General features: G+C 59.7%; 23 protein-coding genes. 15 read left to right on the top strand and 8 right to left on the bottom strand.

The features are described from left to right. Nucleotides 1–229: 229 nt before the first annotated feature. On the top strand, nt 230–1,867 hold the full coding sequence (locus KZ772_RS12940) for a hypothetical protein (RefSeq protein ID WP_290536951.1): 1,638 nt from the start codon (nt 230–232) through the stop codon (nt 1,865–1,867). Nucleotides 1,868–1,946: 79 nt separating this feature from the next. On the opposite strand, the gene KZ772_RS12945 is transcribed toward KZ772_RS12940, so the two are convergent. After that, the gene (locus KZ772_RS12945; protein ID WP_290536952.1) at nt 1,947–4,130 is read right to left on the bottom strand and encodes an OsmC domain/YcaO domain-containing protein; all 2,184 of its coding nucleotides are present in this window, start codon (nt 4,128–4,130) and stop codon (nt 1,947–1,949) included. Between the two features lie 197 nt (nt 4,131–4,327). Between KZ772_RS12945 and KZ772_RS12950 the strand changes: the two genes are divergently transcribed. The 5 genes from KZ772_RS12950 (at nt 4,328) to KZ772_RS12970 (ending at nt 8,676) form a co-directional block, all read left to right on the top strand. After that, nucleotides 4,328–4,792 carry a bacteriohemerythrin gene (locus KZ772_RS12950; protein WP_290536953.1) on the top strand — a complete coding sequence of 155 codons (465 nt, stop codon included), beginning with the start codon at nt 4,328–4,330 and terminating at the stop codon, nt 4,790–4,792. 114 nt (nt 4,793–4,906) lie between these two features. Next, nucleotides 4,907–6,004, top strand: coding sequence for a histone deacetylase (locus KZ772_RS12955; protein WP_290536954.1), 1,098 nt, complete (start codon nt 4,907–4,909; stop codon nt 6,002–6,004). Between the two features lie 75 nt (nt 6,005–6,079). Then, entirely contained in the window at nt 6,080–6,763 is a 684-nt protein-coding gene (locus tag KZ772_RS12960) for a lysophospholipid acyltransferase family protein (protein WP_290536955.1), read from the top strand. Continuing rightward, nucleotides 6,747–7,358, top strand: a complete 612-nt coding sequence (locus KZ772_RS12965) for an START domain-containing protein (RefSeq protein ID WP_290536956.1) — start codon at nt 6,747–6,749, stop codon at nt 7,356–7,358. Before KZ772_RS12960 ends, KZ772_RS12965 begins: the two co-directional genes overlap by 17 nt. After that, nucleotides 7,294–8,676 carry a hypothetical protein gene (locus tag KZ772_RS12970; protein WP_290536957.1) on the top strand — a complete coding sequence of 461 codons (1,383 nt, stop codon included), beginning with the start codon at nt 7,294–7,296 and terminating at the stop codon, nt 8,674–8,676. The genes KZ772_RS12965 and KZ772_RS12970 overlap by 65 nt, the downstream gene beginning before the upstream one ends. Before the next feature lie 146 nt (nt 8,677–8,822). On the opposite strand, the gene KZ772_RS12975 is transcribed toward KZ772_RS12970, so the two are convergent. Together KZ772_RS12975 and KZ772_RS12980 are read right to left on the bottom strand one after the other, a co-directional pair. Beyond that, entirely contained in the window at nt 8,823–9,521 is a 699-nt protein-coding gene (locus KZ772_RS12975) for a fumarylacetoacetate hydrolase family protein (protein ID WP_290536958.1), read from the bottom strand. Next, nucleotides 9,514–10,908 carry an FAD-binding oxidoreductase gene (locus tag KZ772_RS12980; protein ID WP_290536959.1) on the bottom strand — a complete coding sequence of 465 codons (1,395 nt, stop codon included), beginning with the start codon at nt 10,906–10,908 and terminating at the stop codon, nt 9,514–9,516. The genes KZ772_RS12975 and KZ772_RS12980 overlap by 8 nt, the downstream gene beginning before the upstream one ends. Before the next feature lie 143 nt (nt 10,909–11,051). Between KZ772_RS12980 and serA the strand changes: the two genes are divergently transcribed. From serA to KZ772_RS13010, 6 genes are all read left to right on the top strand, one after another. Further along, nucleotides 11,052–12,281: a phosphoglycerate dehydrogenase gene (gene serA, locus KZ772_RS12985; protein WP_290536960.1), complete on the top strand. Its 1,230-nt coding sequence runs from the start codon at nt 11,052–11,054 to the stop codon at nt 12,279–12,281. A 148-nt stretch (nt 12,282–12,429) separates the two neighbouring features. Then, nucleotides 12,430–13,770 (top strand): hypothetical protein, encoded by a 1,341-nt coding sequence (locus tag KZ772_RS12990; protein WP_290536961.1) that lies wholly within the window; start codon nt 12,430–12,432, stop codon nt 13,768–13,770. Further along, nucleotides 13,767–14,165: a YcfL family protein gene (locus KZ772_RS12995; RefSeq protein ID WP_290536962.1), complete on the top strand. Its 399-nt coding sequence runs from the start codon at nt 13,767–13,769 to the stop codon at nt 14,163–14,165. The genes KZ772_RS12990 and KZ772_RS12995 overlap by 4 nt, the downstream gene beginning before the upstream one ends. 38 nt (nt 14,166–14,203) lie before the next feature. Beyond that, nucleotides 14,204–14,797, top strand: a complete 594-nt coding sequence (gene lpoB, locus KZ772_RS13000; RefSeq protein ID WP_290536963.1) for a penicillin-binding protein activator LpoB — start codon at nt 14,204–14,206, stop codon at nt 14,795–14,797. Between the two features lie 61 nt (nt 14,798–14,858). Further along, nucleotides 14,859–16,154 carry a CsgG/HfaB family protein gene (locus KZ772_RS13005; protein ID WP_290536964.1) on the top strand — a complete coding sequence of 432 codons (1,296 nt, stop codon included), beginning with the start codon at nt 14,859–14,861 and terminating at the stop codon, nt 16,152–16,154. Between the two features lie 48 nt (nt 16,155–16,202). Then, the gene (locus tag KZ772_RS13010) at nt 16,203–16,610 is read left to right on the top strand and encodes a DCC1-like thiol-disulfide oxidoreductase family protein (RefSeq protein WP_290536965.1); all 408 of its coding nucleotides are present in this window, start codon (nt 16,203–16,205) and stop codon (nt 16,608–16,610) included. Between the two features lie 59 nt (nt 16,611–16,669). Here KZ772_RS13010 and KZ772_RS13015 read toward each other — a convergent pair whose 3' ends face one another. Beyond that, entirely contained in the window at nt 16,670–16,846 is a 177-nt protein-coding gene (locus KZ772_RS13015; protein WP_290536966.1) for a hypothetical protein, read from the bottom strand. A gap of 66 nt (nt 16,847–16,912) precedes the next feature. On the opposite strand from KZ772_RS13015, the gene KZ772_RS13020 reads away from it, so the two are divergent. After that, on the top strand, nt 16,913–17,296 hold the full coding sequence (locus tag KZ772_RS13020; protein WP_290539481.1) for a transposase: 384 nt from the start codon (nt 16,913–16,915) through the stop codon (nt 17,294–17,296). Between the two features lie 113 nt (nt 17,297–17,409). On the opposite strand, the gene KZ772_RS13025 is transcribed toward KZ772_RS13020, so the two are convergent. The 4 genes from KZ772_RS13025 to KZ772_RS13040 form a co-directional block, all read right to left on the bottom strand. Next, nucleotides 17,410–18,669 carry a PepSY-associated TM helix domain-containing protein gene (locus tag KZ772_RS13025; RefSeq protein ID WP_290536967.1) on the bottom strand — a complete coding sequence of 420 codons (1,260 nt, stop codon included), beginning with the start codon at nt 18,667–18,669 and terminating at the stop codon, nt 17,410–17,412. A gap of 73 nt (nt 18,670–18,742) precedes the next feature. Then, entirely contained in the window at nt 18,743–19,345 is a 603-nt protein-coding gene (locus KZ772_RS13030; protein WP_290536968.1) for an HPP family protein, read from the bottom strand. Nucleotides 19,346–19,452: 107 nt separating this feature from the next. Continuing rightward, complete coding sequence (locus tag KZ772_RS13035) at nt 19,453–20,214, bottom strand: DUF2182 domain-containing protein (protein ID WP_290536969.1); 762 nt, start codon at nt 20,212–20,214, stop codon at nt 19,453–19,455. 22 nt (nt 20,215–20,236) lie between these two features. After that, complete coding sequence (locus KZ772_RS13040) at nt 20,237–20,872, bottom strand: DUF1326 domain-containing protein (protein ID WP_290536970.1); 636 nt, start codon at nt 20,870–20,872, stop codon at nt 20,237–20,239. Between the two features lie 202 nt (nt 20,873–21,074). On the opposite strand from KZ772_RS13040, the gene KZ772_RS13045 reads away from it, so the two are divergent. Continuing rightward, nucleotides 21,075–22,847 (top strand): monovalent cation:proton antiporter-2 (CPA2) family protein, encoded by a 1,773-nt coding sequence (locus tag KZ772_RS13045; protein WP_290536971.1) that lies wholly within the window; start codon nt 21,075–21,077, stop codon nt 22,845–22,847. Nucleotides 22,848–22,970: 123 nt separating this feature from the next. Continuing rightward, nucleotides 22,971–25,091 (top strand): TonB-dependent siderophore receptor, encoded by a 2,121-nt coding sequence (locus tag KZ772_RS13050; RefSeq protein ID WP_290536972.1) that lies wholly within the window; start codon nt 22,971–22,973, stop codon nt 25,089–25,091. Nucleotides 25,092–25,174: the final 83 nt, after the last annotated feature.

Here is a 25,174-nt window from a genome sequence, read left to right on the forward strand (position 1 = left end):
CGGCGGGCACTCGCAGCCGCATGCAAAGGATGCGGCTATTGGCAAAAAGCATGTTGATGGCCCCCTGTTGCGGGAAACGTTGCTTGACGATGAGACACACAAACCATGACGTCGGCGGTGTGGAGGCAGTGCTAATATGGGAATTAGGGCCAGCGGCCCTGCTCTACACAACGATGTTGCCTGACAAGCCGATGGCCCTTTCCCCAACCCGCTCCAGGGAGAAATGGTCATGTCATTGTCACAATCACTCAGAATAGCCCTGTCGGTGGTGCTGTTTGCACTGCTGTCGGCTTGCGGTGACGAACCGCCACAAGCCTCCTCATCCGAAGAACCGGACGCTAGCCAACGTCTTTCCGCGTCCTGTGACAGTGCGGTAGCCCCCACACTTGAGCGGGCTCTGAAGCTGTTACATCACATGACCTATGACCAGGCCCGCGAGCACTTTACCGCTGCTACCAATCAGCAGCCGGATTGCGCCATGGCTCACTGGGGGGTGGCCATGACCTATGTCCACCCGCTCTGGTCGGACCCGCCATCCGCTGAGGAATACCAGGCGGGCCAGGGGCACCTGCGCCAAGCGCGCCAGTCATCGCAGAGCAGCCCCCGTGTGGAGGCGTTTATTGAAGCCGCCGGCCGCTATTATGCGGGCGACCAGCAGCGCAGTGAGGCTGACCACCTGGCTGCCTTTGAGGAAGGCTGGAAACAGGCATATCAGCAATATGGCGATGATCCGGAGGCCAGCAGTTTTTATGCCCTGGCGTTGTTGGGAACCGCCAGTGCCGACGACAAGGAATATCGTAAACAGAGGCAGGCCGGCGCCTTGGCGGCAGGCGTGCTGGAAGAGCACCCGGATCACCCCGGAGCTCACCATTACCTGATTCATGCCTTCGATTACCCGGCCCTGGCCGCCGAGGCGGAGGAAGTGGCGCTTCATTACGGAAAGCTGGCACCATCAGTCCCCCATGCCCTGCACATGCCCAGCCATATCCTCACCCGGCTGGGGCAGTGGCCGGAGGTGATCGACTATAACCAGCGGTCTGCCAAGGCGGCTCTGGAGATATCCAGTGATACGGCCACTTCGCTACATTTTGCCCACGCCATCGATTATCTGGTTTATGCACACTTGCAGCGCGGTGAATCCGACCAGGCGGAGCAGGCAGGCCAATGGTTGGCCGAATATAAAGATCGCCTCCAGCCCCACCTGGCCAGCGCCTATGCGCTGGCGGCGGTACCGGCTCGCCTGGCCCTGGAGCGCCGCGACTGGATGGCAGCGGCGGATCTGCCGTTGCGTGATCCTGCCAGCTATCCCTGGGAAAAAGCCCCGGTCACGGAAGCCATGACCCACTTCGCCCGGGGGCTGGGTGCTGCTCGTTTGGGGGATGAAGAGCGCGCCGGCCAGGCATTGACGGCCATGGAAACCCTGCGGGGGCAGATAGATTCGCCATACTGGTCCAATCAGGTGGCTATCCAGCAGCAAGCGCTGCGTGGTTGGCTGGAATTTGCCGCTAACAATACCGACAAGGCCCTGGAAAACCTGCAGGCTGCTGCCGATATGGAAGCTGCCACCGAGAAACATCCAGTGACACCGGGCGAACTGTTACCGGCCGGGGAGCTGCTCGGTGACCTGCAGCTGGCCCTTGGCCAGTATGATCAGGCGCTCGCTACCTACCAGCAGGCCCTGGAGCGCAGCGCACGACGCCTGCGCAGCCTTGCCGGTGCCGCCGAAGCCGCCCGGTTGGCGGGGCAACCGGGCATGGCGAGGGACTACTACGAGCAAGTGGTTGCTGTCATGTCGGAAAACAGTGACCGGGATGAATTGCGGCAGGCCCGGGTATATCTGGAAAAGACGGAAACAGGCGGGGAATAATCCCGGGAACATGGCGTCATCAGAGCGGACACAGGAAGCACTAATGGCGCTTTTTGTGTCCGCTTCGCCAGTGTTTTGGTTATCCTGCCCTGGCAGCTCGAGCTGCATGCAGCTTCTTGTAGCTTTCAATCAGGCGCTGGTGTTTTTCCAGCCCTTCCAGCTGCATGTTGGTGGGCGTCAGGCCGTGGAAACGGACCGTGCCATTCACTGAGCCCACCACCGCGTCCATGGTGTCCTCACCGAACATGCGCTGGAAGTTGCGCAGGTAGTCAGCCAGCTCCAGCTCGTCATCCAGGGTGATTTCCAGCACTGCCCGCATGGCCTGGTAGAACAGCCCGCGCACCACCGTGTTGTCGTTGAACTGCAGGAACATATCCACCAGTTCCAGGGCTTCGTCGTGACGCTGTAGCGCCAGGTTGATCAGCAACTTCAGCTCCAGCACGGTGAGCTGGCCCCACACGGTGTTCTCGTCGAACTCGATGCCGATCAGGGTGATGATGTCCGTGTAGTTGTCGATCTGGCTTTCTTCCAGTCGCTCTACCAGTTGGCTGAGCTGGTCGTCGTCGAGACGATGCAGGTTGAGAATGTCTTCCCGGTAATCCAGCGCCATATTGGTGTTGTCCCAGATCAGGTCTTCCACCGGGTACACCTCGGAAAAGTCCGGCACCAGGATTCGGCAGGCCGGCGCACCCAGTTGGTCGTATACCGCGACATACGCTTCTTTTTCCAGATCGTCGAGAATGGCAAACAGCCGCGCCGCTTCTTCGTCATTGGTTCCGGAAAAGTCCCACTCGCAGAAGTCTTCATCCGCCTGGGCGCTGAAGAAGCGCCAGCTCACCACGCCGGTGGAATCAATGAAGTGCTCCACGAAGTTATTGGGTTCGGTGACTTCCTGGCTGTTGAAGGTGGGCGGAGGGACATCGTTGAGGCCCTCGAAACTGCGGCCCTGCAACAGCTCGGTGAGGCTGCGCTCCAGGGCCACCTCGAAGCTCGGATGGGCGCCGAAGGAGGCAAACACTCCACCGGTGCGCGGGTTCATCAGCGTCACGCACATCACCGGGAACTGGCCACCCAGGGAGGCATCCTTCACCAGCACCGGGAAGCCCTGTTCTTCCAGCGCCTGGATGCCTTCGACAATCGTCGGGTACTTGGCCAGCACGGACTCGGGCACATCCGGCAGGGTGATTTCTTCCTCGATAATGTGCTTCTTCACCGCCCGCTCGAAGATTTCCGACAGGCACTGCACCTGGGCTTCTGCCAGGGTGTTGCCGGCGCTCATGCCGTTGCTGAGGAACAGGTTTTCGATCAGGTTGGAGGGGAAGTACACCGTTTCGCCATCGGAGTGGCGCACAAAGGGCAGCGCGCAGATGCCCCGGTCCACCCGGCCGGAGTTGGTATCAATCAGGTTGGAGCCGCCCAGCTCCCCGTCCGGGTTGTAGATGCCCAGGCAGTAGTCATCCAGGATGCCTGCTGGCAGCGCATCATTGGGGCCGGGTTTGAACCACTTTTCATTGGGGTAATGAACGAAGTCGCTGGCCGCGATCTCTTCACCGAAGAACTGGTCGTTGTAGAAGAAGTTGCAGTTGAGCCGCTCGATGAACTCGCCCAGGGCGGAACACAGGGCTGCTTCCTTGGTGGCACCCTTGCCGTTGGTAAAGCACATGGGCGAGGCCGCATCGCGGATATGCAGGGACCAGACATGGGGCACGATGTTGCGCCAGGAGGCGATCTCGATTTTCATGCCCAGCGCTTCGAGGATGGCGCTCATGTTGGCGATGGTCTGCTCCAGCGGCAGATCCTTGCCCTCGATAAAGGTGCGGTGCTGCTCGTCCGGCTGCACCATCAGCAAGGCCTGGGCATCCTCGTCCAGGTTGTCCACTTCCTCGATCTGGAATTCCGGCCCGGTCTGGATCACCTTCTTCACTGTGCAGCGATCAATGGAGCGCAGAATCCCCTGGCGGTCCTTGTCGGAAATATCCTCCGGCAGCTCCACCTGAATGCGGAAGATCTGGTTGTAGCGGTTTTCCGGGTCAACAATATTGTTCTGCGACAGGCGGATATTGTCCGTGGGGATATCCCGGGCCTTGCAGTACACCTTCACGAAATAGGCCGCGCACATGGCCGATGAGGCCAGGAAATAGTCAAACGGGCTGGGCGCCGAGCCATCGCCCTTGTAGCGGATGGGCTGGTCGGTGATGACGGTGAAGTCGTCGAACTTGGCTTCCAGACGAAGGTTATCGAGGAAGTTGACGTTGATTTCCATGGCGGGGCTACCGGGGTTAAGAAATGGTGAGCTAGGGGCGCCATTATCCAGCTTTTACCCTCCACCGTCTGTAGGGGCGACCTTTCCAGGGCATCAATCGGGGCTGCACCAAGCTGTTCAAACATTGATCTATATCTACATTCCCGTTTACCAGCCCTGTTAGCGTGAAATGCCGCATCTTCAACCGGAGACGGATCATGCGCATCGTATGGGGCCCGACCTATGAACTGGGCATTCTGGTCATCGACCAGCAGCACAAACGCATCGTGGATTACATCAACGACCTGGATCGCCTGGTCGATCAGCCTGATGCCCAGCTGGGGGTGGCCCGGGTGCTCTACGACCTGGTGGATTACACCGAATCCCACTTCAGTTTCGAGGAAGCGCTGATGGAGCGGGCCGGTTACAAGAGTCTGGATGACCACCACCACAAACACCGCCAGTTCACCTTCCACATCGAATCCCTGCTGCGCCGCAATGACGAGGGGGAAGCGGTGGCCCAGGAGCTACTGCGCCTGCTGGAGCGTTGGCTGCTACACCATATTCTCGAAGAGGACGGTGCCTACGCCGACGAGGTGCGGGACTTCATCAACAGCATCGGCCGAGAGCGTCTGGGAGGCTGGGTGAACGATAATCTGCGCAAGCATTTTCGGGTGGTGTAAACGTAGCGCTATTGGCATCCGGATAACAGCGGCCATGGAAGGTCGTGCTGTTGCGTTACGTGGAGGGGGCGCGGAGAATCAAACGAAGACACACATCCAGTGAGGGAGTCACGAGTGTCAGCGTCGCGCAGCGTAACCGTGTTTTATGACGAGGTAATGCTCGGCCATGATCCGCAAGTGGATTTGCCCTTTCTGCCCAGCCGGGTGGAAAAGCGGGTAAGGAATATTCTCGGTGGGTTGAATTTTAAATGGAACTACCCGGAACATCCCGGTCGGCTCTCCGCCATCATGGACCTGCTCAAGCAGGAGCCCATCCCCGGTGTGCAGTTCCAGTCCGGCCCGCGCGCCACCTACGAACAACTGGGTCGTGTCCACACCACTACCTATCTGGACCACATCTTTTCCCTGGAAGGGCAGCGCGCCTGGCTGGACAGCGACACCACCGCCGTGTCACCGGAGAGCATTCCGGCAGCCACCTCTGCGGCGGGCAATGCCATTGCCGCCGTGGAGAGCGTGGTGAAGGGGGAAACGCAAAGCGCGTTCGCCCTGGTGCGTCCCCCCGGACACCATGCGGAACCGGTGCGGGCGCGGGGCTTCTGCCTGTTCAATAACGTGGCCGTGGCCGCCGCCCATGCCCAGGCAAAACTGGGTTGCGAGCGTATCCTGATCGTTGACTGGGATGTACATCACGGCAACGGCACCCAGGACATCTTCTGGGCCGACCCGGATGTCCTGTTCTTCGACACCCACTGCGCCGCACCCTTTTACCCGGGGTCCGGCAACTTGAATGAGGTGGGCGCCGGCCTGGGTGAGGGCTATACGGTGAACGTGCCCTTACCGGAAGCCGCTGGCGACATCGCCATGGAAAAAGCCTTTCGGGATATCCTGATTCCCGCCGCGGATCGCTTTGAGCCCGACCTGGTACTGGTCTCCGCCGGCACCGACCCCCACCACAACGACATGGCATTCAACCTGAGCTACGACGGCTTCGCCGTGCTCACCAGCATCGTGCAGGGCATTGCCGACAAACACTGCGATGGCCGCTTGGTACTGGTGTTGGAAGGCGGCTACAACCTGACCTCTCTCGCCCGGGGTGTGCATACCATATTAACGGTGCTGGCCGGCGGCGACGTGCCGGAATTGATGGCGTGCGGACTCCGTGAGGTGATGGAAGCGGCGGAGTTTCATCGGGATGCGTTCGAGGAGGAATAGTCACCACTTGGTGCAGGTAGCGTTGTTCTTATGGTAATAACCTGATGGGTTTATTTTATGTAAGGACTCCCGCTGATGCTTAACCACATCACCATCGGGATTCGCAGTGCACTGGCGTTTGTGATCCCGCCTATTGTTGGCATGGTGTTGTTTGTGGTGTGTCTTCCATTGGGTAGGCGCCGAGCGACCAATCTGGGTATCGCCGTGGTCTGCTGGCTGGGCCTGGGGTTGGCAGGTATTCGCTTGCAGGTCGATGGAGAGAGCCACCTTCTGGGGCGGCGTCCGGCGATTTTTGTCATCAACCATCAAAGCGGCACAGACCCGATCATCGTGGCGTCCTTGGTACGGCGCGACATGGTCGCTATCGGCAAACATGAATTGCAGTTCCACCCTTTATTGGGCCCGCTGATGCGGATGTTCGGCACTGTGTTCGTGAAACGGGAACAGGGCTTGGGCCCAAAAGTATTGGCGCCCGTTCTACCTGCACTCGCTGCGGGCGATGCGGTGGTACTGGCTGCGGAGGGTAGGCGCAGCCGCGATGGTCGCCTGCAGCCCTTCAAGTCCGGTGCCTTGTGGTTGGCACAGCAGTCCGGGGCGCCATTGATCCCTGTGGTGTTGCACAACAGCGGTGAGGTTCTCCCTGCACAGGGATTGCTGATGAAACCGGGGACGGTACGCATTACGGTGCTTTCCCCTCAACCGGCTACGCTGACAACAGAACAATTGCGACAGGTCTTTGTGGATGCGCTGGAAGCCTAACCTGCTATTGCCGCTGTTACTGGGTCTCGGGCTTATTGCCAGGGCGGACACTGTCAGCCGCACATCGATGCCCGGCCCGGATTGCTTCGAGCTACAGGCAGAATTGCCAATACCGCTGGATGTATTACTGCCAATACTGGAAGTACCCTGCCATGTTCGCCAGTGGATGCCGGGTCTCGAAGCGCTCACCGTCCTTGATCGCCCTTCTGACACCCAAACCCTGATTTACATGGCCCGCCGGGCGCCCTGGCCACTGAGCGGTCGTGACGCGGTGATCCTGTTTGAACGTCACCCCGGTAATCCCGTGAAGCTCACTATGTCAGGCCGACCGGACGCCTGGCCTGAACAACCCGGCCATGTGCGAGTAACCTATACGGAAGGCAGTTGGACATTGCGGCCGCAGGATCATAACGGCGGTACCCGCGTGGTATACCGGCAACGGGTAGACCCGGGCGGCGGGATTCCGCAATGGCTGGCCGACAGGCTGGCACCGGGGCAAATGGAAGCGGCGCTGGTCGCACTGGAGGCGTATGTACGCAATCCGCAACGCTCTGATTGCTCTGCTGCTCAGTCTGCCCCTGATCGGGCAGAGTGACGAGCAGACTAACACCGACTGTGAAGAAGCCTTCTTCGCCTTGCAGCAGGCCTTGGCTCACGCCGGCATCGAGGATGCCCAGGCGAAGACCCTGCCGGGTTATCCCCACCTGGGTATCAATCGCTGGCTGGCTTATCAGCAACAGCAGGCTAGCACCGAAGCCCAGCAGCAACACTGGATTCGTCTGGCGACTGCCAAGGCCTGGCAGGATCAGGCACTGATGAGCCAGCGGTTACCTGCAGAGGGTGATGGCTTCACCCCGGCATCCGCCCAGGCGCTGCTGAACACCTGCCTCCCGGTATTGGCCGCACGTACCGAGTTTGCCGCCCTGCCCCAGGCTGACATCCCGGACAGCTATGCCACCTGGTTGCGGGTGATCGGCCTGTATCCCGTCACTGCCAGGCTGGCCGCCGGTTTCATCGAGGATTACCACGAAACCATGACCGCCCGTTTCAATGCGCCTTTGCCCAGGGCCAGGCAGCAATTCGCACCACTCGTTTCTTCCGAGGCGCCGGTAACGCCATCGAGCCTGTCGGATAACCCGCTGCAGATTCCTCTTCCCGATGACGAACAACGCCAGGCACTGCTGAAACACTACGCTCCGGCGCTCTCTGTGGCAGATACACAAACCTGGAATCGGCCCGGTCGCGTTGAGCTGGATGAAAGCGGCTTGCCGATGATCAACACCCGGGAACCCGTCAGCTACACCTGGATCAGCTGGACCCGTTTTCAGGGCCAGAACCTGCTGCAACTCAACTACCAGTTCTGGTTCAGCCAGAGGCCCAAAACCGGCTGGCTGGACGGCTATGGTGGAACGCTGGATGGTCTGATTTGGCGCGTTACCCTGAAGCCGGATGGCCATGTGTTGTTCTACGACAGCATTCATCCCTGCGGCTGTTACCACAAGATCTATCCGGTGGATCCGAACCTGAAACCGGCTGACATGAAAGGCGACAAACCTGTCCTCTATCCGGGAACCGTTGCCGATGCCCGCGATCAACGCGTCAGTCTGTTACTGGAGCCGGACACCCATTACCTGGTCCAAGTCGGCAGGGTGGACGACAGTCTTCCGGTGACGCCCTACTCGTTTGCCAGCGCCGATCGTTTGCGTGCGCTGCCGCAACCGGATGGCCGTATCGGCAGTCTGTTCAATGGAAAAGGACTGGTGCCGGTGTCGAAACGGGGGGAGCGGTTTTATCTGTGGCCCATGGGGATACCCTCCGCCGGTGCCATGCGGCAGCCGGGGGAGCATGCGATTGCCTTCAAGGGTAGGAGGCATTTTGATGAGGCGAAGCTGGCAGAAGCGCTGTTTGAATGAATCATTGACTGGGGCTCGGGCTAAAACATTGTTGGCCCTTGAGCGATGACGGTTTCGTTACTCTATCGGCCATGATCCAATACCGCGCCTGGTTGCCCAGGCAGCAGGATCGCGCCCAGGAAGGGCGCTCCTTCAGGGGCTAACCATCAGGCGACGGAGCCGAACACCTGAATGATATTGCCCAGCCGCGCCGTGAACTTGTCACCGCTGTTGAGCGGGCCGACGCCGGCGGGGGTGCCGGTGAAGACCAGGTCGCCGGGTTCCAGGGTGAAGGTCTGGCTGATTTCGCTGAGCAGTTCGAAGGTGGGGAACAGCATCTGGCCGGTGTGCCCGTGCTGGCGCACCTCGTCGTTGATTTCCAGGGTCACGTTGAGCTTCTGCTTTACGGAAATGCCGCGGGCATCGATAAAGCCGGATACCGGGGCGGCGCCGTCGAAGGCCTTGGCCCGTTCCCAGGGATGCCCTTTTTCTTTCAGGGTGTTCTGCACGTCACGCAGGGTCAGATCCAGACCCACGGCGTAGCCGGCAATGCTGAAGCGGACGTTGTCCAGGTCGGTTTCCCTGTGAATCCGTTTGCCGATCAGCACCACCATTTCCACTTCGTGGTGCACGGCGCCCTGCCCTTTGGGGAGCACCAGGGGTTCGTGCAGACTCACCAGCGAGGTGGCCGGCTTCATGAACAGGATGGGGGCATCTGGCACATCATTGCCCAGTTCCCTGGCGTGGTCGGCGTAGTTGCGGCCCACGCACACGGCCTTGCCCACCGGAATGTCGATGGGGGAGCCGTCGATCCAGCGATGCTGGTAACCGTCCTGATCCACCGGGGTGTTCACTTCATCAAACATCGAACAGTTTCCCCGGGTTCATGATGTTGTTGGGGTCGAAGACGTGTTTCACCGCTTTCATGCAGGCGATCTCTTCCGGGCTGCGGGAGTATTCCAGGTAGGGTTTCTTGGTCATGCCCACGCCGTGTTCCGCAGAGATGGAGCCGTTGTATTTCTGCACGATCTCGAACACCCACTTGGACACGTTATTGCACTTGGCGAAGAAATCTTCCTTGGCCAGGTCGGCGGGCTTGAGGATGTTCAGGTGCATGTTGCCGTCGCCGATGTGGCCGAACCAGACGATCTCGAAATCCGGGTAGGCGTCCTGCACCACCTTGTCGATGTCTTCCACGAAGTCCGGCACTTTCGCCACGGTCACGGAGATGTCGTTCTTGTAGGGGGTGTGCGGCGCAATGGATTCGGAGATGCGTTCGCGCAGCTGCCACAGCTGGTCCAGCTGCTGCAGGGACTGACTCATGACGCCGTCCAGCACCCAGCCTTCTTCTACACACTTCTCAAAGATGGCCATGGCCTGGTCGCCGGTGGCCTCCGACAGCTGCTCGAATTCCAGCAGACAGTAGAAGGGGCACTCGGTATCGAAGGGCTTGGCCACGCCGTGTTCCAGCACGTGAGCCATGGCCTTGTCGGAGAAAAATTCGAAGGCGGTCAGATCGATGTCCTGCTGGAAGGCATGCAGGATCTTCATGACTTCGCGGAAGCCTGGGGCGCCCAGAACCAGGGCGGTCAGGTCTTTCGGCTGGCGGGCCAGTTTCACGGTGGCTTCTACCACGAAGCCGAGGGTGCCTTCGGCGCCGATGAACAGGTGACGGAAGTCGTAGCCGGTGGCGTTCTTGATCAGGCCCTTGTTCAGGTCCAGCAGCTCACCCTTGCCGGTGACCACTTTCAGACCGGTGATCCAGTCGCGGGTCATGCCGTAACGGATTACCTTGATGCCACCGGCATTGGTGCCGATGTTGCCGCCAATCTGGCTGGAGCCTGCAGAGGCGAAGTCCACCGGGTAAAACAGGCCCTTCTCTTCGGCGAATTCCTGCAGCTGCTGGGTGATGACGCCGGGCTGCACGGTGACGGCGCGGTCGAATTCGTTGAAATCCAGGATTGTGTTCATGCGATCGAAGGCCACCACCAGCTCGCCGTTGGCGGCGACCGCCCCCGCGGATAGGCCGGTGCGGCCCCCGGACGGCACCAGGTGCAGGCCGTGGTCGTTGGCGATTTCCACGATCTGCTGCACTTCGTCGATGGTCTCCGGCAGCGCGATGGCCGTAGGGGCCGGGGCCCATACCTTGGTCCAGTCGACCCCGTAGCGCTGGGCGCTTTCCTGGTCGGTAAGGAGGCGATTGCCAAGCAAATCAGTCAGTTGCTCCAGCGCAGCATGGGCATGGGCGGTCATCAACGGGTCTCCTGCAGGGGTAAAACGCACGATGTTGAGGCGTTCTCAAGGCAACTTGAGCAATCCGACGGCGCGGCTGCTCTCAATTTGAGCGGGCTATGTTAACATACGCGCCCATTTCACAGGCTACCGAGACTTCAATCATGGCCGATACTTCTCTTGAGAAGGACAAGATCCGCGTTCTCCTGCTCGAGGGCATCCACGAAAACGCCGTGGAGAACCTGAAGGCGCACGGCTACAGCAATGTGGAGCTGCTGCCCACCGCGCTGACCGGCAACGACCTGGCAGACAAGATCAAGGATGCCCATTTCATTGGCATTCGTTCCCGCACCCAGCTCACCGAAGAGGTGTTCCAGGCGGCGGAGAAACTGATCGGTGTGGGTTGTTTCTGTATCGGTACCAATCAGGTGGATCTGACTGCCGCCCTGAAGCGTGGTATCCCGGTATTCAATGCCCCCTATTCCAACACCCGCTCGGTGGCCGAACTGGTGATTGCCCACACCATCAACCTGATGCGCGGCATTCCCGAGAAGAACGCTTCTGCCCATCGCGGCGGCTGGCTGAAGTCTGCCAAGGACAGCTATGAGATCCGTGGCAAGACCCTGGGTATCGTGGGTTACGGCAACATCGGCGCCCAGGTGTCCGTGCTGGCCGAATCCATGGGCATGAAGGTGAAGTTCTACGACGTGGTACCGAAACTGCCGCTGGGCAATGCCGAGCAGGTAGGTAGCCTCACCGAACTGCTGGGCCAGTCCGACGTGGTCAGCCTGCACGTGCCGGACACCGCTGCCACCCGCTGGATGATCAAGGAAGAGCAGATCCGCGCCATCAAGCCCAAGGGCTACCTGATCAACTATGCCCGCGGCAAAGTGGTGGATATCGACGCCCTGGCCGGTGCCCTGCGCGATGGCCACCTGCTGGGTGCCGCCATCGACGTGTTCCCGGAAGAGCCCAAGGGTAACGACGACGAGTTCATCAGCCCGCTGCGTGAATTCGACAACGTGATCCTGACCCCGCACATCGGTGGCTCCACCCAGGAAGCCCAGGTGAACATCGGCACCGAAGTATCCGAGAAGCTGATCCGCTACTCCGACAATGGCGCTACCCTGGGTGCGGTGAATTTCCCGGAAGTGGCCCTGCCGGCCCACCCGGACATGCACCGTCTGCTGCACATTCACAAGAACGTGCCCGGCGTGCTCACCCAGATCAACACCGTATTCTCCGAGAACGGTATCAACATCTGTGGCCAGTACCTGCAGACCAACGAGGAAATCGGTTACGTGGTCATTGATGTGGACAAGGGCTACAGCCAGCTGGCGCTGGAGAAGCTGCGTACCATCGACGGCACCATCCGTACCCGGGTGTTGTTCTAGGCGATTCGGTGTTTCTCGGGGAGTGGCTGTTCCGGCCCTCCTCCTGAACGGTGAAACGCTCGACAAAAAGCCGGTGCCGGGCTACCTTGCCTGCTCCGGCTTTTTTCGTATCTAACGCATGATAAGACGACTCAGGAAAGGATGCCTGTTGGTTGCAGGGCTGCTGGCATTGTCCGGCTGTGCCACAAACTCCCTGTTTGTGCCCTACCCCAACCAGGCCCAGCAATGGAAAGCCGCTTTGGCGACCGCCCCGGTGACGCCAGCGGCCACCGAGAAGCTGGAAAAGGCTGCCTCCGGCGGTGATGGTGTCCTTTACCTGCAGGAACTGGGCCGGGTCAGCCAGCTCACTGGCCAGCGTGAACAGAGCCGGGAAGCCTTTGCCGGTGCCATCCAGAAATACGATGAGGAAGATGCCAGCGCCCGCATCCAGCTTTCTTCTCTGGCCTCCTCCGGCACGTCCCTGGTCACCAACGACAATGCCCGCAGTTATGTGGCGCCGGACTACGAGCGCATCTTCACCCATGCCTACCAGGCGCTGAATTACTGGGACGCCAACGACCCTACTGGCACCGCGGTGGAATTGCGCGGGGCGGCCCTGGAGCAGCGGGTGGCGGCGGACAAGCGCGACAAGGAAATCGCCAAGGCCGAGGAAGCGGCGGAAGAAAACAACGTGGACCTGAGCCAGTTCGACGGTTATTTCGAAGGTATCAATGCGGTGGCCGGGGAAGTGAAAGCCAGCTTCCAGAATGCCTGGACCTTCTACCTGTCGGCCCTGTTCTGGGAAGCCCACGGCGAATACAACGATGCCTTGGTGGACTACAAGAAGGCCCTGGAGATTCACCCGGAGCTGGACATGCTCAAGGAAGATGTTGAGCGCGTGTCCAATGCCATGAAAGGTCGGCCTGAAAAAGACGGCATGGTGGCGGTACTTTACGAGCAGGGTTTTGTGCAGGCCCGGGAAGAATTCAGCCTGCCCATTCCCACTGTCCACGGCATCTTCTCGGTGGCCTTCCCCACCTATTCCCTGACCAGCAAGCCGCGCCCCAACAGCCTGCGGGTGCTGGATAGCGCCAGCCAGCCGTTGGCGGAAACCGTGGTACTGGCCGACGTGGGTGCCCTGGCCGCCAAGGATTTGAAAGAGCGACTGCCCGGCATGCTGGTACGCCAGACCCTGCGGGCCACCGCCAAGTACAACCTGCAGAAAAAGGCCAACGACGATTTCGGCCCGCTGGGGGCTTTTGCCACCCAGTTGTATAACCTGGTCAGCGAGCAGGCGGACCGGCGCAGCTGGCTGACCCTGCCTGCCTATGCCCAGGCAACACGATTTTCACTGCCCCAGGGGGAGCATACCCTTGTATTGAGCACCCCCGGGGGCAATGCTACGTTGACGGTACCGGTGGTAAACCGTGGCCTCACCGTGATTCATGTGGCGGCCGTTCCCGGCCAGCTGATTACCCGCGTGTTACCCGTTCAGGAGGGACCCTTATGACACTGTTACGCCCGATGCTGGCGCTGCTGCTGGCCGCCATGCTGGCGGCCTGCTCGGCCACCAATATGGGTCGCATGGAAGTGGATGAAGACGGCGAGACCATCACCAAGGTCTATTCCAGCAACAGCCTGCTGGCTAGCCGCATTTCCGTGCAGGACCTGAAGCAAAAGACCGTGGGCAACCTGCTCTATGTGCAGGCCACCCTGGAAAATGACTGGAAATTTGAACTGGATTTCCAATACAAGTTCAAATGGTTCGACAAGGACGGTTTCGAGCAGGCGCCGGAAGGCCAGCCCTGGCGGCAGGTGGTGATGGCCGGTCGTAGCCAGAACAGCGTCCAGGCCGTTGCCCCCAACCCGTCCGCGGTACGCTTTGAAATCTGGGTGCGTGAATAACTGTGCGCCTTTCTAAAAGGAACAAGGAGAAAACCATAATGCTACGCGTACTTTCCATGCTGCTGCTGGGCAGCGCCCTGGCCCTGTCCGGTTGTGCCTCCAAAGTGGATTATGGCGATGCCCAGGCCCGGGAAACCGTCAACACGGATTTCGGTTCCACCGACCTGCAGATGATCGCGGCCAAGATGGTGGATGACATGATGGTGTTCCCGCCCATCGTGCAGATGACCCAGAACCGTCGTCCGGTGGTGTTCGTGGATCGCATCAAGAACAAGACCACCGAGCACGTGGACACCGAGTCCATCACTGACACCATTCAGTCCAAGCTGATCAACTCCGGCAAGTTCCGTTTTGTGGACATGTCCGTGGTGGATCGTGTGCGTCAGCAGCTGGAATACCAGAGCGACTCCGGCCTGGTGGATCCGTCCACGGCCGCCGCCATGGGCCGCCAGATCGGCGCCGAGCTGATGATGTACGGTAACTTCTCTTCCATCGTCAAACGCGATGGCAGCACCAAGGACGTGTACTACAAGTTCACTCTCAAGCTGCTCAACATCCAGACCGGCATCATTGAGTGGACCAACGAAAAAGAAATCCGCAAGACTCGCAGCAAGAGCCTGTTCGGGTTGTAAGGACGCAGCACGCAACTGGCGTCACCGGTTGCGTGCATGCTAACCAGACATGGAGGCCGTTATGACCAAGCACCTGTTCGCTCCGTTATGTTTCATCCTGTTGCTGTGTGCGTCGCTGGCCCAGGCCGCCACGGAAACCGTTTCCGTGTCGGCCCGGGGCTATGGCGACAACCCGGAACAGGCCATGACCAATGCCCTGGTGGCGGCGGTGCGACAGGCCGGCGGGGTCAGCGTGGCCGTGGACCCGAATTTCCGCACCAATGTGCTGCAATGGGTGGTTCGCCAGCAGGGTGACGTGAGCACCTGGATCGGTACCGAAACCTCGGTGCCGGAGCCGCAGCTGCCCACCCTGGGCAATATCAAGAGTTACCAGGTGCAGTCGGTGAAGCAGGTGGAAGACGGCCTGTGGCAGGCCAATGTGCAGGCGGAGGTGCTGCGTCCCAAGACCCTGGGTGCGGATCGCTCCCACCTGCCCGGTATTGCCATCACCACCTTCGACAGCCGCCAACCTCGTTACGACCTGGGTGACGTGCAGGTGCCGGCCAGCCAGGTGCAGCGTCAGTTGCGCGATGATCTGGTCACCGCCTTTACCCAGTCCGGCCGCTTCCGGGTTCTGGACCGGGCGAACCTGGATGCCATTGATCAGGAGCAGTCAGTCGTCGCCAGTGGTAGTGTGGCGCCGGAAGAACTGGCCCGGCTGGGTCAGCGCAAGGGGGCCGATCTGCTGCTGGTAGGCACCATCGAAGATTTCAGCATCGGCGACAGCCAGCGGGAATTCTACGGTGCCAAGTTCTCCGGCTATGAACCGCGTATCCGGGTTCGCTATCGATTGATCGATACCACCACCAGCGAAATCCTGTGGGCAGACCTGTTCGACTGGAACCAGTCTGAAGCCTCCATCCGCGAGGTGGCTCGTCAGCTCAAGATTGACGACCGTAACCACCCGGAGCGGCTGGCGGATGAACTCTATCCCGTCATCGCCCGGGCCATGGCCGGTGCTGCTACGGATGTGCTCTACCCGGTGCAGATCATCAAGGTGCAGGGCGATACCGTGTTCCTGAGTCAGGGCCAGGGCCGGCTGGAGCAGGATGCCAGCATGCAGGTCTACCGCCCCGCCGGGGAAATGAAAGATCCGGACACCGGTCTGACCATCAAGCTGGAAGGCAACGCTCTGGCCACCCTGACCGTCACCGACGTACGCCCGGATTATGGCGTGGCGCGCCTGGACGGCCCGGCCAGCAGCCCCCTGCAAGCCGGCGACCGGGTACGCAGCGCCGGTGGTGCAGGCAGCCCGGCGGCCCGTCCCGCTGGCCAGCAGCCCAGCCCAGGGTCATCGGAAGCGCCGATTCAGTGGTAACAACAAGCCCCCGTAAGGGGGCTTTTTATTGGCTCAGCTGGAGATCACGTGTCACGCCCCAATATCTTGCTGGTCTACGACAAGGAATGCCCGGCCTGCCATGCTTACTGCCAGGTGGTGCGCATCCGCGAAAGCGTCGGTGAGCTGCACATCGTGGATGCCCGGGAAGATAGCGAAGTGATGCGCGAGATTACCGGCGCTGGCCTGGATATCGATCAGGGCATGGTGGTGAAGATGGGCGACCAGCTTTACTACGGTGCCGATGCCATCCATGCCCTGGCATTGATCGGCAGCCGCTCCGGCATATTCAACCGCTTCAACTATTGGATGTTCCGCTCCCGGCGCGTGTCGAAAGTGCTCTATCCGCTACTGCGATTCTTCCGCAACCTGTTGCTGAAACTGCTGGGCAAAACCCGCATCAACAACCTCAACCAGCCTGGTCGTGATCGGTTCTGATTGAGGCTGTAGGGCACCTTCCCAAGGCGCGAATTTCGGTGTCTTTTTGCTAAAGATGCCTACGTAAAATTCAGAGATATCGTCTTTCCTGCTCTTTCATTCAGCGCAATCGTGTCTGCATGATGTTGCTGAAACTGCTGGGCAAAAGCCGCATCAACAACCTCAAGGCGCGAATTTCGGTGTCTTTTTGCTAAAGATGCGTAAAATTCAGGATATCGTCTTTCCTGCTCTTTCATTCAGCGCAACCACGTTAGCGATATCAGGGAAGCCACTGAAGCGGACGTTACTCAGAGGCGGGACGGATTTACCACGTTACCACTGTCACGAATGCCCGTTACCCTTTCTTCTCCGACTGTTACCTCGCCAGCCTGGTGTGCAGGACGATTCTCTGGAGTGACCGCTCAGGGGCCACATCAACACTTTGCTATGTGCTTATGCCTGACCATTTGCACTGGTTGTTTCAGCTTGGGGATGGCGAGTCCTTGTCCAGAGTCATGCTCAGAGTGAAGGGTCGAAGTGGCCGGCTTTGCGGTTCGGCGGTTTGGCAAAAGGGATACCACGACCATGCGGTACGCAAAGAAGAAAGCATTCGGGATGTGGCGCGATATATCGTTGCCAACCCTTTGCGAGCCGGCCTTGTCAGATCGCTGAGAGACTACCCGTACTGGAACGCCGCCTGGCTATAACCCCCCTGTAGGAGCACCTCTTGAGGTGCGAACCCCGGCTTGAGGGGTTCACATGGGCCTGTGATTTACGGCAAGGCCTCTGTTCGCACCTCAAGAGGTGCTCCTACAGGTGCCTATTGGTAGGTGGCGGTGTTCAGGGCCATTTCCTGCTTTCGCTTTTTGCTGGCCACCCGTGCCTTGCGCTTCTTCCACCAGATCACCACGCCGGTGATCGACAGCATGGCCACGGCAATACCCATGATCGACACGATGATACGGCCCGGCATGCCGGCGATGCGCCCGGAATGCAGGGGGAACTGCAGCTGGTTGAAGACGTCGGCGGCGGTGCCCTGCCAGGGCACTTCATCGCCGATCAGCTTGCCGTTCTCTCCGTCGTAATAGAGGCTCTTCACTTTCATGCCGCCGCTGTCGTGGTCTTCACCTGGGTAGTAGAAGCGCACCCCGAAAACGGCGAAGTTGTCACTGTAGAAGGTATCGCCGATGGGCTCTTGCCACTGGCGGTTATCCGCTTCGGTGCGCGCTTTATCGAACAGGGCCGGCCAGCTTACCTGCGGTTCCACCGGGTCATGCAGGGCGGTGGGTGTGCGCGTCTCGAAAGGCCCGGGGGTCGTCTCGGACACCATGGACATGACCGGGTAGAAGATTTCCCGGTACAGGTTCAGGGAGAAAGAAGTAAAGGCCAGAATCAATAGCAGGCCGAACACCCACAGCCCAACCGCCGTATGCAGATCAAAATTCAGTTTGTAGGCACCGGCGCCGCGGCGAATCATCCAGGCCGGTTTCCAGCGCTGCAGCCAGCTCTTGCCCGCGGGCTTTTGGGTACGGCGCTTGCGCGGCAGGGTCAGTGCCATGGCGATAAAGGTATCGAACAGCCAGACCATGGCGGCGGCGCCCATCAGCCAGATGCCCCAGCGGTCGATACCCTTCCACTCCGGCAGGTGCAGCGTGAAGTGCAGCTTGTAGAGGAAGGACATCAGGTGTTCCGGGTGCAGGGAAATCTTGCCCCACTGGCGCTTGCCGACGATCTCGCCGGTCACCGGGTCCACGAAGGCGTGGTCGTAATCCAGTTCATAACGGCGCCCGGTCTCCGGGTTCACCTTGGCGTCTACCCAGATCTCCGCGTTATGGCCGGGTTCCGCCTGCAGATTAAAAAAGCTGGCGCGTACCCGGGGATCTTCGGCTTCCACCTGACGCACCAGTTCCAGCATGGGCAGGGGGTCGCCCTGACTCTGGCTTTCGAACAGGTGCGGGTTGAGCCACTCGTCCAGCTCGTGATCCCAGGAAATCAATGCCCCGGTGAGGCCGGCAATAATCAGAAAGCTGGCGATAAAAAGGCCGAACCAGCGATGAAGAACCACCAGAATTGCGCGCATGATGCACCTGTCACGATCAGACTGAGCGCGGCAGCATAACAGGAATAAAAGTAATTCTCATTACGAAAGTGGCTCAGGTGCTCTGTTTGCGACTACGCCACAGGGGATAGGGGATGCCGGCCACCCGATTGATGATAAATGCTTGGCCGACCAGCAGGGCCACGGCGCTGATCAGCACTGGCAGTTGCTGCAGTTCGTGCATCAGCCCCAGGGAAACAATCAGCGATGTGGCTCCGGCCGGTGGGTGGGCGACCCGGAACAGGATCATCAGCGCACTGGTAAAGCCCAGCGACAGGCTGGCGGCCACCACCCGTGGCCATTCCACCCCGGTGAGGAAGGCGGCGGGGGCATCGTGCAGCCCGCATACCCACAGCGCGGCCCAACCACAAAGGGCGCCAATCACGTGGCCGCTGAGTACATTGCGCGGCGAGGCCGCCTCCGCCAGGGGCAGGTGGAACAGCAGAAAGGCAGTGGCGCCCAGGGACGGAAAGATAAACGACTGCTGGGTGATCAGCGCGACGATGGCGATCAGGGCAATACTCAGCCCGCCATTCACCAGATTGAACAGCGCCAGCACCAGGCGGGGGTTGAACCGCTGGCTCATCACATCCAGGTGCAGTTGCCGCAGCAGGCCGCCGACCAGCTGCTGGCGCAGCCTGTCATTCTGTTCACTCATGCCGTGCACTATTCCGGGGCGGACAAGGAGCGCGCATGGTAAGGCTTTGCGGGGTTGTGGGCAATTTTGGTGCAGTTGCTATCGGTTGAGAGTGGGTCGAGCGGTAGCTAGTAGTAAGTCAGCAGCGCCAGGCCGGTCAGTATGGCCAGAATGCCTGTGCCACGGGTAAAGACGTGACCGCCTGGTAGCAGCTTTTCCAGCAGCACCAATACAGCCACGGCAGCGATAACGGTCAGATCCATGACGCCGCCAACAAATAACAGCGCCATCAGCAGCCAGCAGCAGCCCGTGCAGAAAGCGCCGTGGCGAATACCCATGCGCAGGGCACCGGATAACCCCGGCTGCCAGTGGCGAGTGATGAACAGCATGGGCCCCCTGCACCATCGCAAGCAGCTCTCTTTCCAGGGTGACCACTGGTACAGGCCGATCAGGATCAGCACCGTCGCGCTGAAGACAACACTATTACTGACCAGCATGGGGCTGAGCAGCGTCAGGCGTTCCAGCTGCCATTGCAGCACCGTGGCCAGCAGGCTGAACACGGACCAGACCAGCAGATAACCCAACACAAAAAGGGTGACGCCCAGCCCGACGTGGCGCAGTCGGTTATGCCGGGCAACCTGTTTGTAAAGCAGGATCATGGGCAGGGCACTGGGGATCATCATGCCGACCATCATGATGATCCACATCAGCAACATCACCAGGAAATCATTCCCCGACCAGGGGCGAAATGGCATGGGCATGTCCATGGTGGTCATGCCCTGCGCCATGTTGACCAGATACCACCAACTGAGCGCGACAATAGCAAACAGCGCCGCCAGCGTGATCGGCTGGCGGCGCAGGGGTTGCCAGAGCAGGTTTAACGCTTTCATGCCAGGCATGCCGGCGTTTACCTCAGTGGTGAATCCCTGCCGGGCCGATGTCCAGCCTTGCCATGTGAGCATGGGAGCCGCTCAGCGATAACGGCAGCGCACCGCTGGCCCGGGTGGTGCCACTGGCCACTTCGGCCACGGCAAATTCAAATCCTTGGGGAAGGTCGATGCGGGCTCGTAACGGCTCGCCGCTCATGGGGTTGATGATGGGTTCGCCATGGGCCTCGACCTGATCTGCCACCTTGACCTGGGCCGTGCGACCGTCCACATCGACCTCGATGGACAAGGGACAGAAAACCGGATCATGCATGGTGGTCATGGTGCTGGCGAAGACGTTGAAAAAGGTGGCGCCCGGTTCCGAGGTTTCGCCGGACAGAATCGCCAGCAGCGCTTCCCGTTGTTCCTCCGTGGCGCGTTCATCAATGAATGCCTGGGCGGCACCATTGCCCTCGTGGATCGGGCCCGGCCATTTCAGCACCATGGCAAAGTCGAGCCCGTCGAGGCGCACATCACCAAAATAGCCTTTCTCGATATGGGTGGCGCCGAGAGCTTCGCAGTCGCCATGGGTAGGCAGGGAATTGAATTGGCAGGGGCAGCCAAAAGCGCAGTTGCAGTTAATGAATTCCAGACCTTGGAGACGCCAATCGGGGGTAGTCATGGGGCGGTCCTCCTTCAGGGGGTTACCTGATCAGCATAACAAAAGGTCCGTGTATAAACGTTGTACAAAGAGCGGCAAAGGCTGGGTGGTTAGATTAAATTGAAGCAATAATTCAGTGTTATTTTCGATATGTTATGAGCCGTGGCAGCTACACAGGCTGAGCCGGGTTTGTGGCCAGCAATCGACAAAACAAGGAGTCACCGTGGAAGGCTTTTTCTCTCAGGCGCTGGTATTGCTGGCGGCGACGTTGTTGTTATTGCCCCTGTTCCAGCGACTGGGTCTGGGCAGTATCCTTGGCTATCTGGCGGCGGGGATCGCCGTGGGGCCGTTGGGACTGGCGCTGGTAAGCGGCGGCACCGACGTGCTGCATTTCGCCGAGCTGGGTGTGGTGCTGATGCTGTTCCTGGTGGGGCTGGAACTGGCGCCGCAACAGCTGTGGGCGCAACGCCAGCGATTGGTGGGGCTGGGTGCCAGCCAGGTGATTCTCAGCGCCCTGCTGCTGGCCGGTGCCTTCCTGCTGCTGGGCTTCGAAACCAACAAGAGCCTGGCCATCGGCTTTACCCTGGCGCTGTCCTCCACCGCCTTTGTGGTGCAGATGCTGGTGGAAAACAACCAGCTGGGCACGCCCCAGGGCCGTTCCGCGTTTTCCATCCTGCTGTTCCAGGATTTGGCGGTGATTCCCATCCTGCTGCTGTTGCCCCTGCTGGCCGGTACCCAGGCCGGTGAGGATAGCCCGCAGTTGCTGGCGGGTCTGGTGGCACTGGTCGCCATGGTGCTGGCGGGCAAGTATGCCCTCAATCCCTGGCTGGGCTGGCTGGCCAAACTGCGCAATCGGGAATTGATGATCGCCAGTGCCCTGATGCTGGTGCTGGGCGCCGCCGCCCTGATGGAGCATCTGGGCCTGTCCATGGGCCTGGGGGCCTTCGTGGCCGGCGTATTGCTGGCCAACTCCCCCTACCGGGAGCAACTGGAAACCGATATCCAGCCCTTCAAGAGCCTGTTGCTGGGGCTGTTCTTCCTGGCCATCGGCATGACCATGGATCTGCGTCTGCTGGTCGACAACCCCGGCGACATTGCCTTGTATCTGGTGGTGCTGCTGGGCCTGAAGGCGCTGGTGCTGGCGGTGATCAGTCGGCTGCGCGGGGTGGAATGGCGCAATACCGCCCTGTTTGGCATCCTGCTGTGCCAGGGCGGTGAATTCGCCTTCGTGCTGTTTACCCAGGCCCAGGCGCTGAATCTGCTGGACAACACCCTGGTGGGACAGCTCAACCTGGTGGTGGCCCTGTCCATGGCGGCCACCCCGTTGTTGTTGAAGCTGGTGTCCCTGTTGTGGCCGGACCGGCGTACCAGCAGCACTCGCCCGGATCTGGAAGCGGAAGATTTGCCTGACCACCACCCGCGGGTGGTGATTGCCGGGCTGGGCCGCTTCGGGCAGATCACCGCGCGGATACTGGTAGCCCGCAAGATTCCCTTCACCGCGCTGGATTCCGACCCGGACGAAATCGACATGCTGCGCCGCTACGGCAACGAGGTGTACTTCGGCGATGTGACCCGTCTGGACCTGCTGCGCAACGCCGGACTGGAACACGCCAAAGTCATGGTGCTGGCCGTGGACGACGTGGATGCGTCGCTCAAGGCGGCGGAACTGGTGCGCCACCATTTTCCTGACGTGACCATCGTGGCCCGAGCCCGGGACCGGTTCCACGCCTACAAGCTCCATGCCCTGGGGGTGGAGCAGGTGATCCGCGAAACCTTCGAGTCTGCCCTGCTCAGCACCCGCCTGACGCTGATGCAACTGGGCGTGCCGGAATCCACCGCCATCGACCTGGTGCGCAGCTTCCGCGAGCTGGACGAGGCCCTGCTGCGCGAGCAGGTTGAGCACCAGCACGACGGCGACAAGCTGGTGGAGGCAAACCAGCGTGGTCGCGCGGAATTGCAGTCTCTGCTTTCCCAGGATGACGGCAATAGCCGGTAACGCTATTGAGAACGGTTATCAAAATCATTATGATCCTTCGTCAGTTTCGGCTCACAGTGTTGTGGGGGCAGCGATCATTCTGCCTGCGGGGCCGATAAGTGTTTGAACTGACTGGGGTCTTCAATGAGAAAGCGAATTCTGATCGGGGCTGTCAATGCTTCGCTGTTAGTCTTCTCGCCCGGCCTTCTGGCTGATGAGGCGAATACGCCAGCCCATGAACTGGGTGAAATTTCTGTCGGTGCCTCTGCGCCGGGAACAGTGTCCGATAATACCGAGAGCTATGCGCCCAAAAGAGCCGTTTCCAGTGCCACAGGCCTGTCGATGAGTCTGCGGGAAACGCCGCAATCCGTATCGGTCACCACGCGTACGGAGATGGATGATTTCGGGCAAAACACCATCAATGATGTGTTGGCCAATACGACCGGTATTACCGTGCAGAAATATGAAACCGACCGGGCTGAATATAATGCCCGCGGTTTTGATATTGATACGTTCAAATATGATGGTGTGGGTTCACCATCGGGTCGACCCGGCGTGCGAGGCGATCTGGATACCGCGCTATTTGAACGCGTGGAAGTGATTCGTGGTGCCAATGGTCTGATGACCGGGGCAGGCGAGCCTTCCGCAGTGGTGAACTTTGTCCGCAAGCGCCCCACCCGTGATAGCCAGGCGTCTGTGGGCTTGACCGGAGGCTCCTGGGACACCTACCGCGCCGATGGCGATGTGTCAGGCAGTCTGACCGATAATGTCCGAGCCCGTGTGGTGACCGCTTACCGGGATGGAAACTCCTATCTGGACCGCTATGAAAAAGAGCGTGGCGTTCTCTATGGTGTTGTTGAAGCGGATCTGACCGAGAATACCTTGTTCACCGTTGGTTATTCCCGTCAGGAAGACAAAGCGGACCAGAACATGTGGGGCTCCTTGCCGCTTTTCTATGCGGATGGCACCCCGACAGACTTTAGCGTTTCCACCAGCACCGGTGCCGATTGGGCCTTCTGGGATACGGTCAAGGAAGATGCCTTTGTCGAACTGGCTCAACAGTTTGATAATGGCTGGGAAAGCAAAGCGGTTTACCAATACCGTAAATGGGAAGGTGACTCGAAGTTACTTTATCTCTTCGGTAATCCTACCCGTGATCTGGATGGCATGTTTGCCTACCCCAGCAAGTTCCAGAGTTATGAACGCCAGGAAACCGTTGATCTGTCTGCCCGGGGCCCCTATGAGGTCGGTGGGCGTGTCCATGAAATGGTCATCGGCTTTAACCGTGGCAAAGTCCGCCCGAAAGAAATGTCGACCTTTGCTGATTTCGGCGGTTCGCGCTTTACCCCCATTGACTCGGAGCAAGTGTTCACCGGGGACTTCCCCGAGCCAGCCTTTGACGGAGAGAAAGAAGGCAGTGACTGGGTTGACCGTTACCTGGGCGGCTATCTGGCCACCCGCCTTAACCTGGCTGACCCGCTGACGGCGGTGCTTGGTGCCCGTTATCAGGATGTGGAAAGCGAGGGCGAAGCCTACGGTGCTTCACGAACCAGCAGTGCCTCTGAGCTGGTCCCCTATGCTGGCGTGATCTTTGACCTTACCGAGCAGCACTCCCTGTACGCCAGCTATACCACTATCTTCAATCCACAAACAGAACTGAAGCCGGATGGCAGCCGTCTGGATCCGGTGGAAGGCGTTAACATTGAATATGGGCTGAAGAGCGAATGGTTCCAGGGTCGACTGAACACATCTTTAGTGGCATTCGAAACCGAGCAGAAGAATGTGGCTGAGGAGATTCAAAACAATACACCGAAAGCCGAATTCCGTGGGCAGGACTTCGACAGCGGGGGCTATGAAGCGGAAGTGTCCGGTGAGATTCTCAATGATTGGAATATCACTGCCGGCTACTCCTACCTGGATATCGAGGACGATGATGAAGGGAATGCGCTGAGAACCTACATTCCTGAAGACACCTTTACCCTGGCTACCACGTATCGCCCGGTCGGACTGAAGAAACTGAAAGTGGGAATGACCGTTAACTGGCAGAGCCGTGTGACCAACACCAGCGGAGGCAACGAAACGAAACAGGATAGTTATGCTCTGGTTAACCTGATGGCCGGCTATGACTTCACTGACAACTTCAATGCCAAACTGCGTGTTAACAATGTGACCGACGAAAAATATCTGAGCAGTCTGCGTTACTTTGGTCAGAGCTATTACGGCCCACCGACCAACGCAAACCTGAGTCTGAACTATACGTTCTAACCTCGGTTAATCACTGTGCAACCGTTTAACGCCGGCATCTGTGCAAGCAAGGGTGCCGGTGTTTTTTTATGTCTGAAAGCCCT

Origin of the sequence: Alcanivorax sp. (genome assembly GCF_019431375.1) — a bacterium.
Lineage (GTDB): Bacteria > Pseudomonadota > Gammaproteobacteria > Pseudomonadales > Alcanivoracaceae > Alcanivorax > Alcanivorax jadensis_A.

Excerpts from the sequence above, each read along its gene's own strand:
- KZ772_RS12940 (WP_290536951.1), top strand. The coding sequence starts at position 230 with ATGTCATTGTCACAATCACTCAGAATAGCCCTGTCGGTGGTGCTGTTT.
- KZ772_RS12945 (WP_290536952.1), bottom strand. The coding sequence starts at position 4,130 with ATGGAAATCAACGTCAACTTCCTCGATAACCTTCGTCTGGAAGCCAAG.
- KZ772_RS12950 (WP_290536953.1), top strand. The coding sequence starts at position 4,328 with ATGCGCATCGTATGGGGCCCGACCTATGAACTGGGCATTCTGGTCATC.
- KZ772_RS12960 (WP_290536955.1), top strand. The coding sequence starts at position 6,080 with ATGCTTAACCACATCACCATCGGGATTCGCAGTGCACTGGCGTTTGTG.
- KZ772_RS12965 (WP_290536956.1), top strand. The coding sequence starts at position 6,747 with ATGCGCTGGAAGCCTAACCTGCTATTGCCGCTGTTACTGGGTCTCGGG.
- KZ772_RS12970 (WP_290536957.1), top strand. The coding sequence starts at position 7,294 with ATGTACGCAATCCGCAACGCTCTGATTGCTCTGCTGCTCAGTCTGCCC.
- KZ772_RS12975 (WP_290536958.1), bottom strand. The coding sequence starts at position 9,521 with ATGTTTGATGAAGTGAACACCCCGGTGGATCAGGACGGTTACCAGCAT.
- KZ772_RS12980 (WP_290536959.1), bottom strand. The coding sequence starts at position 10,908 with ATGACCGCCCATGCCCATGCTGCGCTGGAGCAACTGACTGATTTGCTT.
- serA (WP_290536960.1), top strand. The coding sequence starts at position 11,052 with ATGGCCGATACTTCTCTTGAGAAGGACAAGATCCGCGTTCTCCTGCTC.
- KZ772_RS12995 (WP_290536962.1), top strand. The coding sequence starts at position 13,767 with ATGACACTGTTACGCCCGATGCTGGCGCTGCTGCTGGCCGCCATGCTG.
- lpoB (WP_290536963.1), top strand. The coding sequence starts at position 14,204 with ATGCTACGCGTACTTTCCATGCTGCTGCTGGGCAGCGCCCTGGCCCTG.
- KZ772_RS13005 (WP_290536964.1), top strand. The coding sequence starts at position 14,859 with ATGACCAAGCACCTGTTCGCTCCGTTATGTTTCATCCTGTTGCTGTGT.
- KZ772_RS13015 (WP_290536966.1), bottom strand. The coding sequence starts at position 16,846 with ATGAAAGAGCAGGAAAGACGATATCCTGAATTTTACGCATCTTTAGCA.
- KZ772_RS13025 (WP_290536967.1), bottom strand. The coding sequence starts at position 18,669 with ATGCGCGCAATTCTGGTGGTTCTTCATCGCTGGTTCGGCCTTTTTATC.
- KZ772_RS13030 (WP_290536968.1), bottom strand. The coding sequence starts at position 19,345 with ATGAGTGAACAGAATGACAGGCTGCGCCAGCAGCTGGTCGGCGGCCTG.
- KZ772_RS13035 (WP_290536969.1), bottom strand. The coding sequence starts at position 20,214 with ATGAAAGCGTTAAACCTGCTCTGGCAACCCCTGCGCCGCCAGCCGATC.
- KZ772_RS13040 (WP_290536970.1), bottom strand. The coding sequence starts at position 20,872 with ATGACTACCCCCGATTGGCGTCTCCAAGGTCTGGAATTCATTAACTGC.
- KZ772_RS13050 (WP_290536972.1), top strand. The coding sequence starts at position 22,971 with ATGAGAAAGCGAATTCTGATCGGGGCTGTCAATGCTTCGCTGTTAGTC.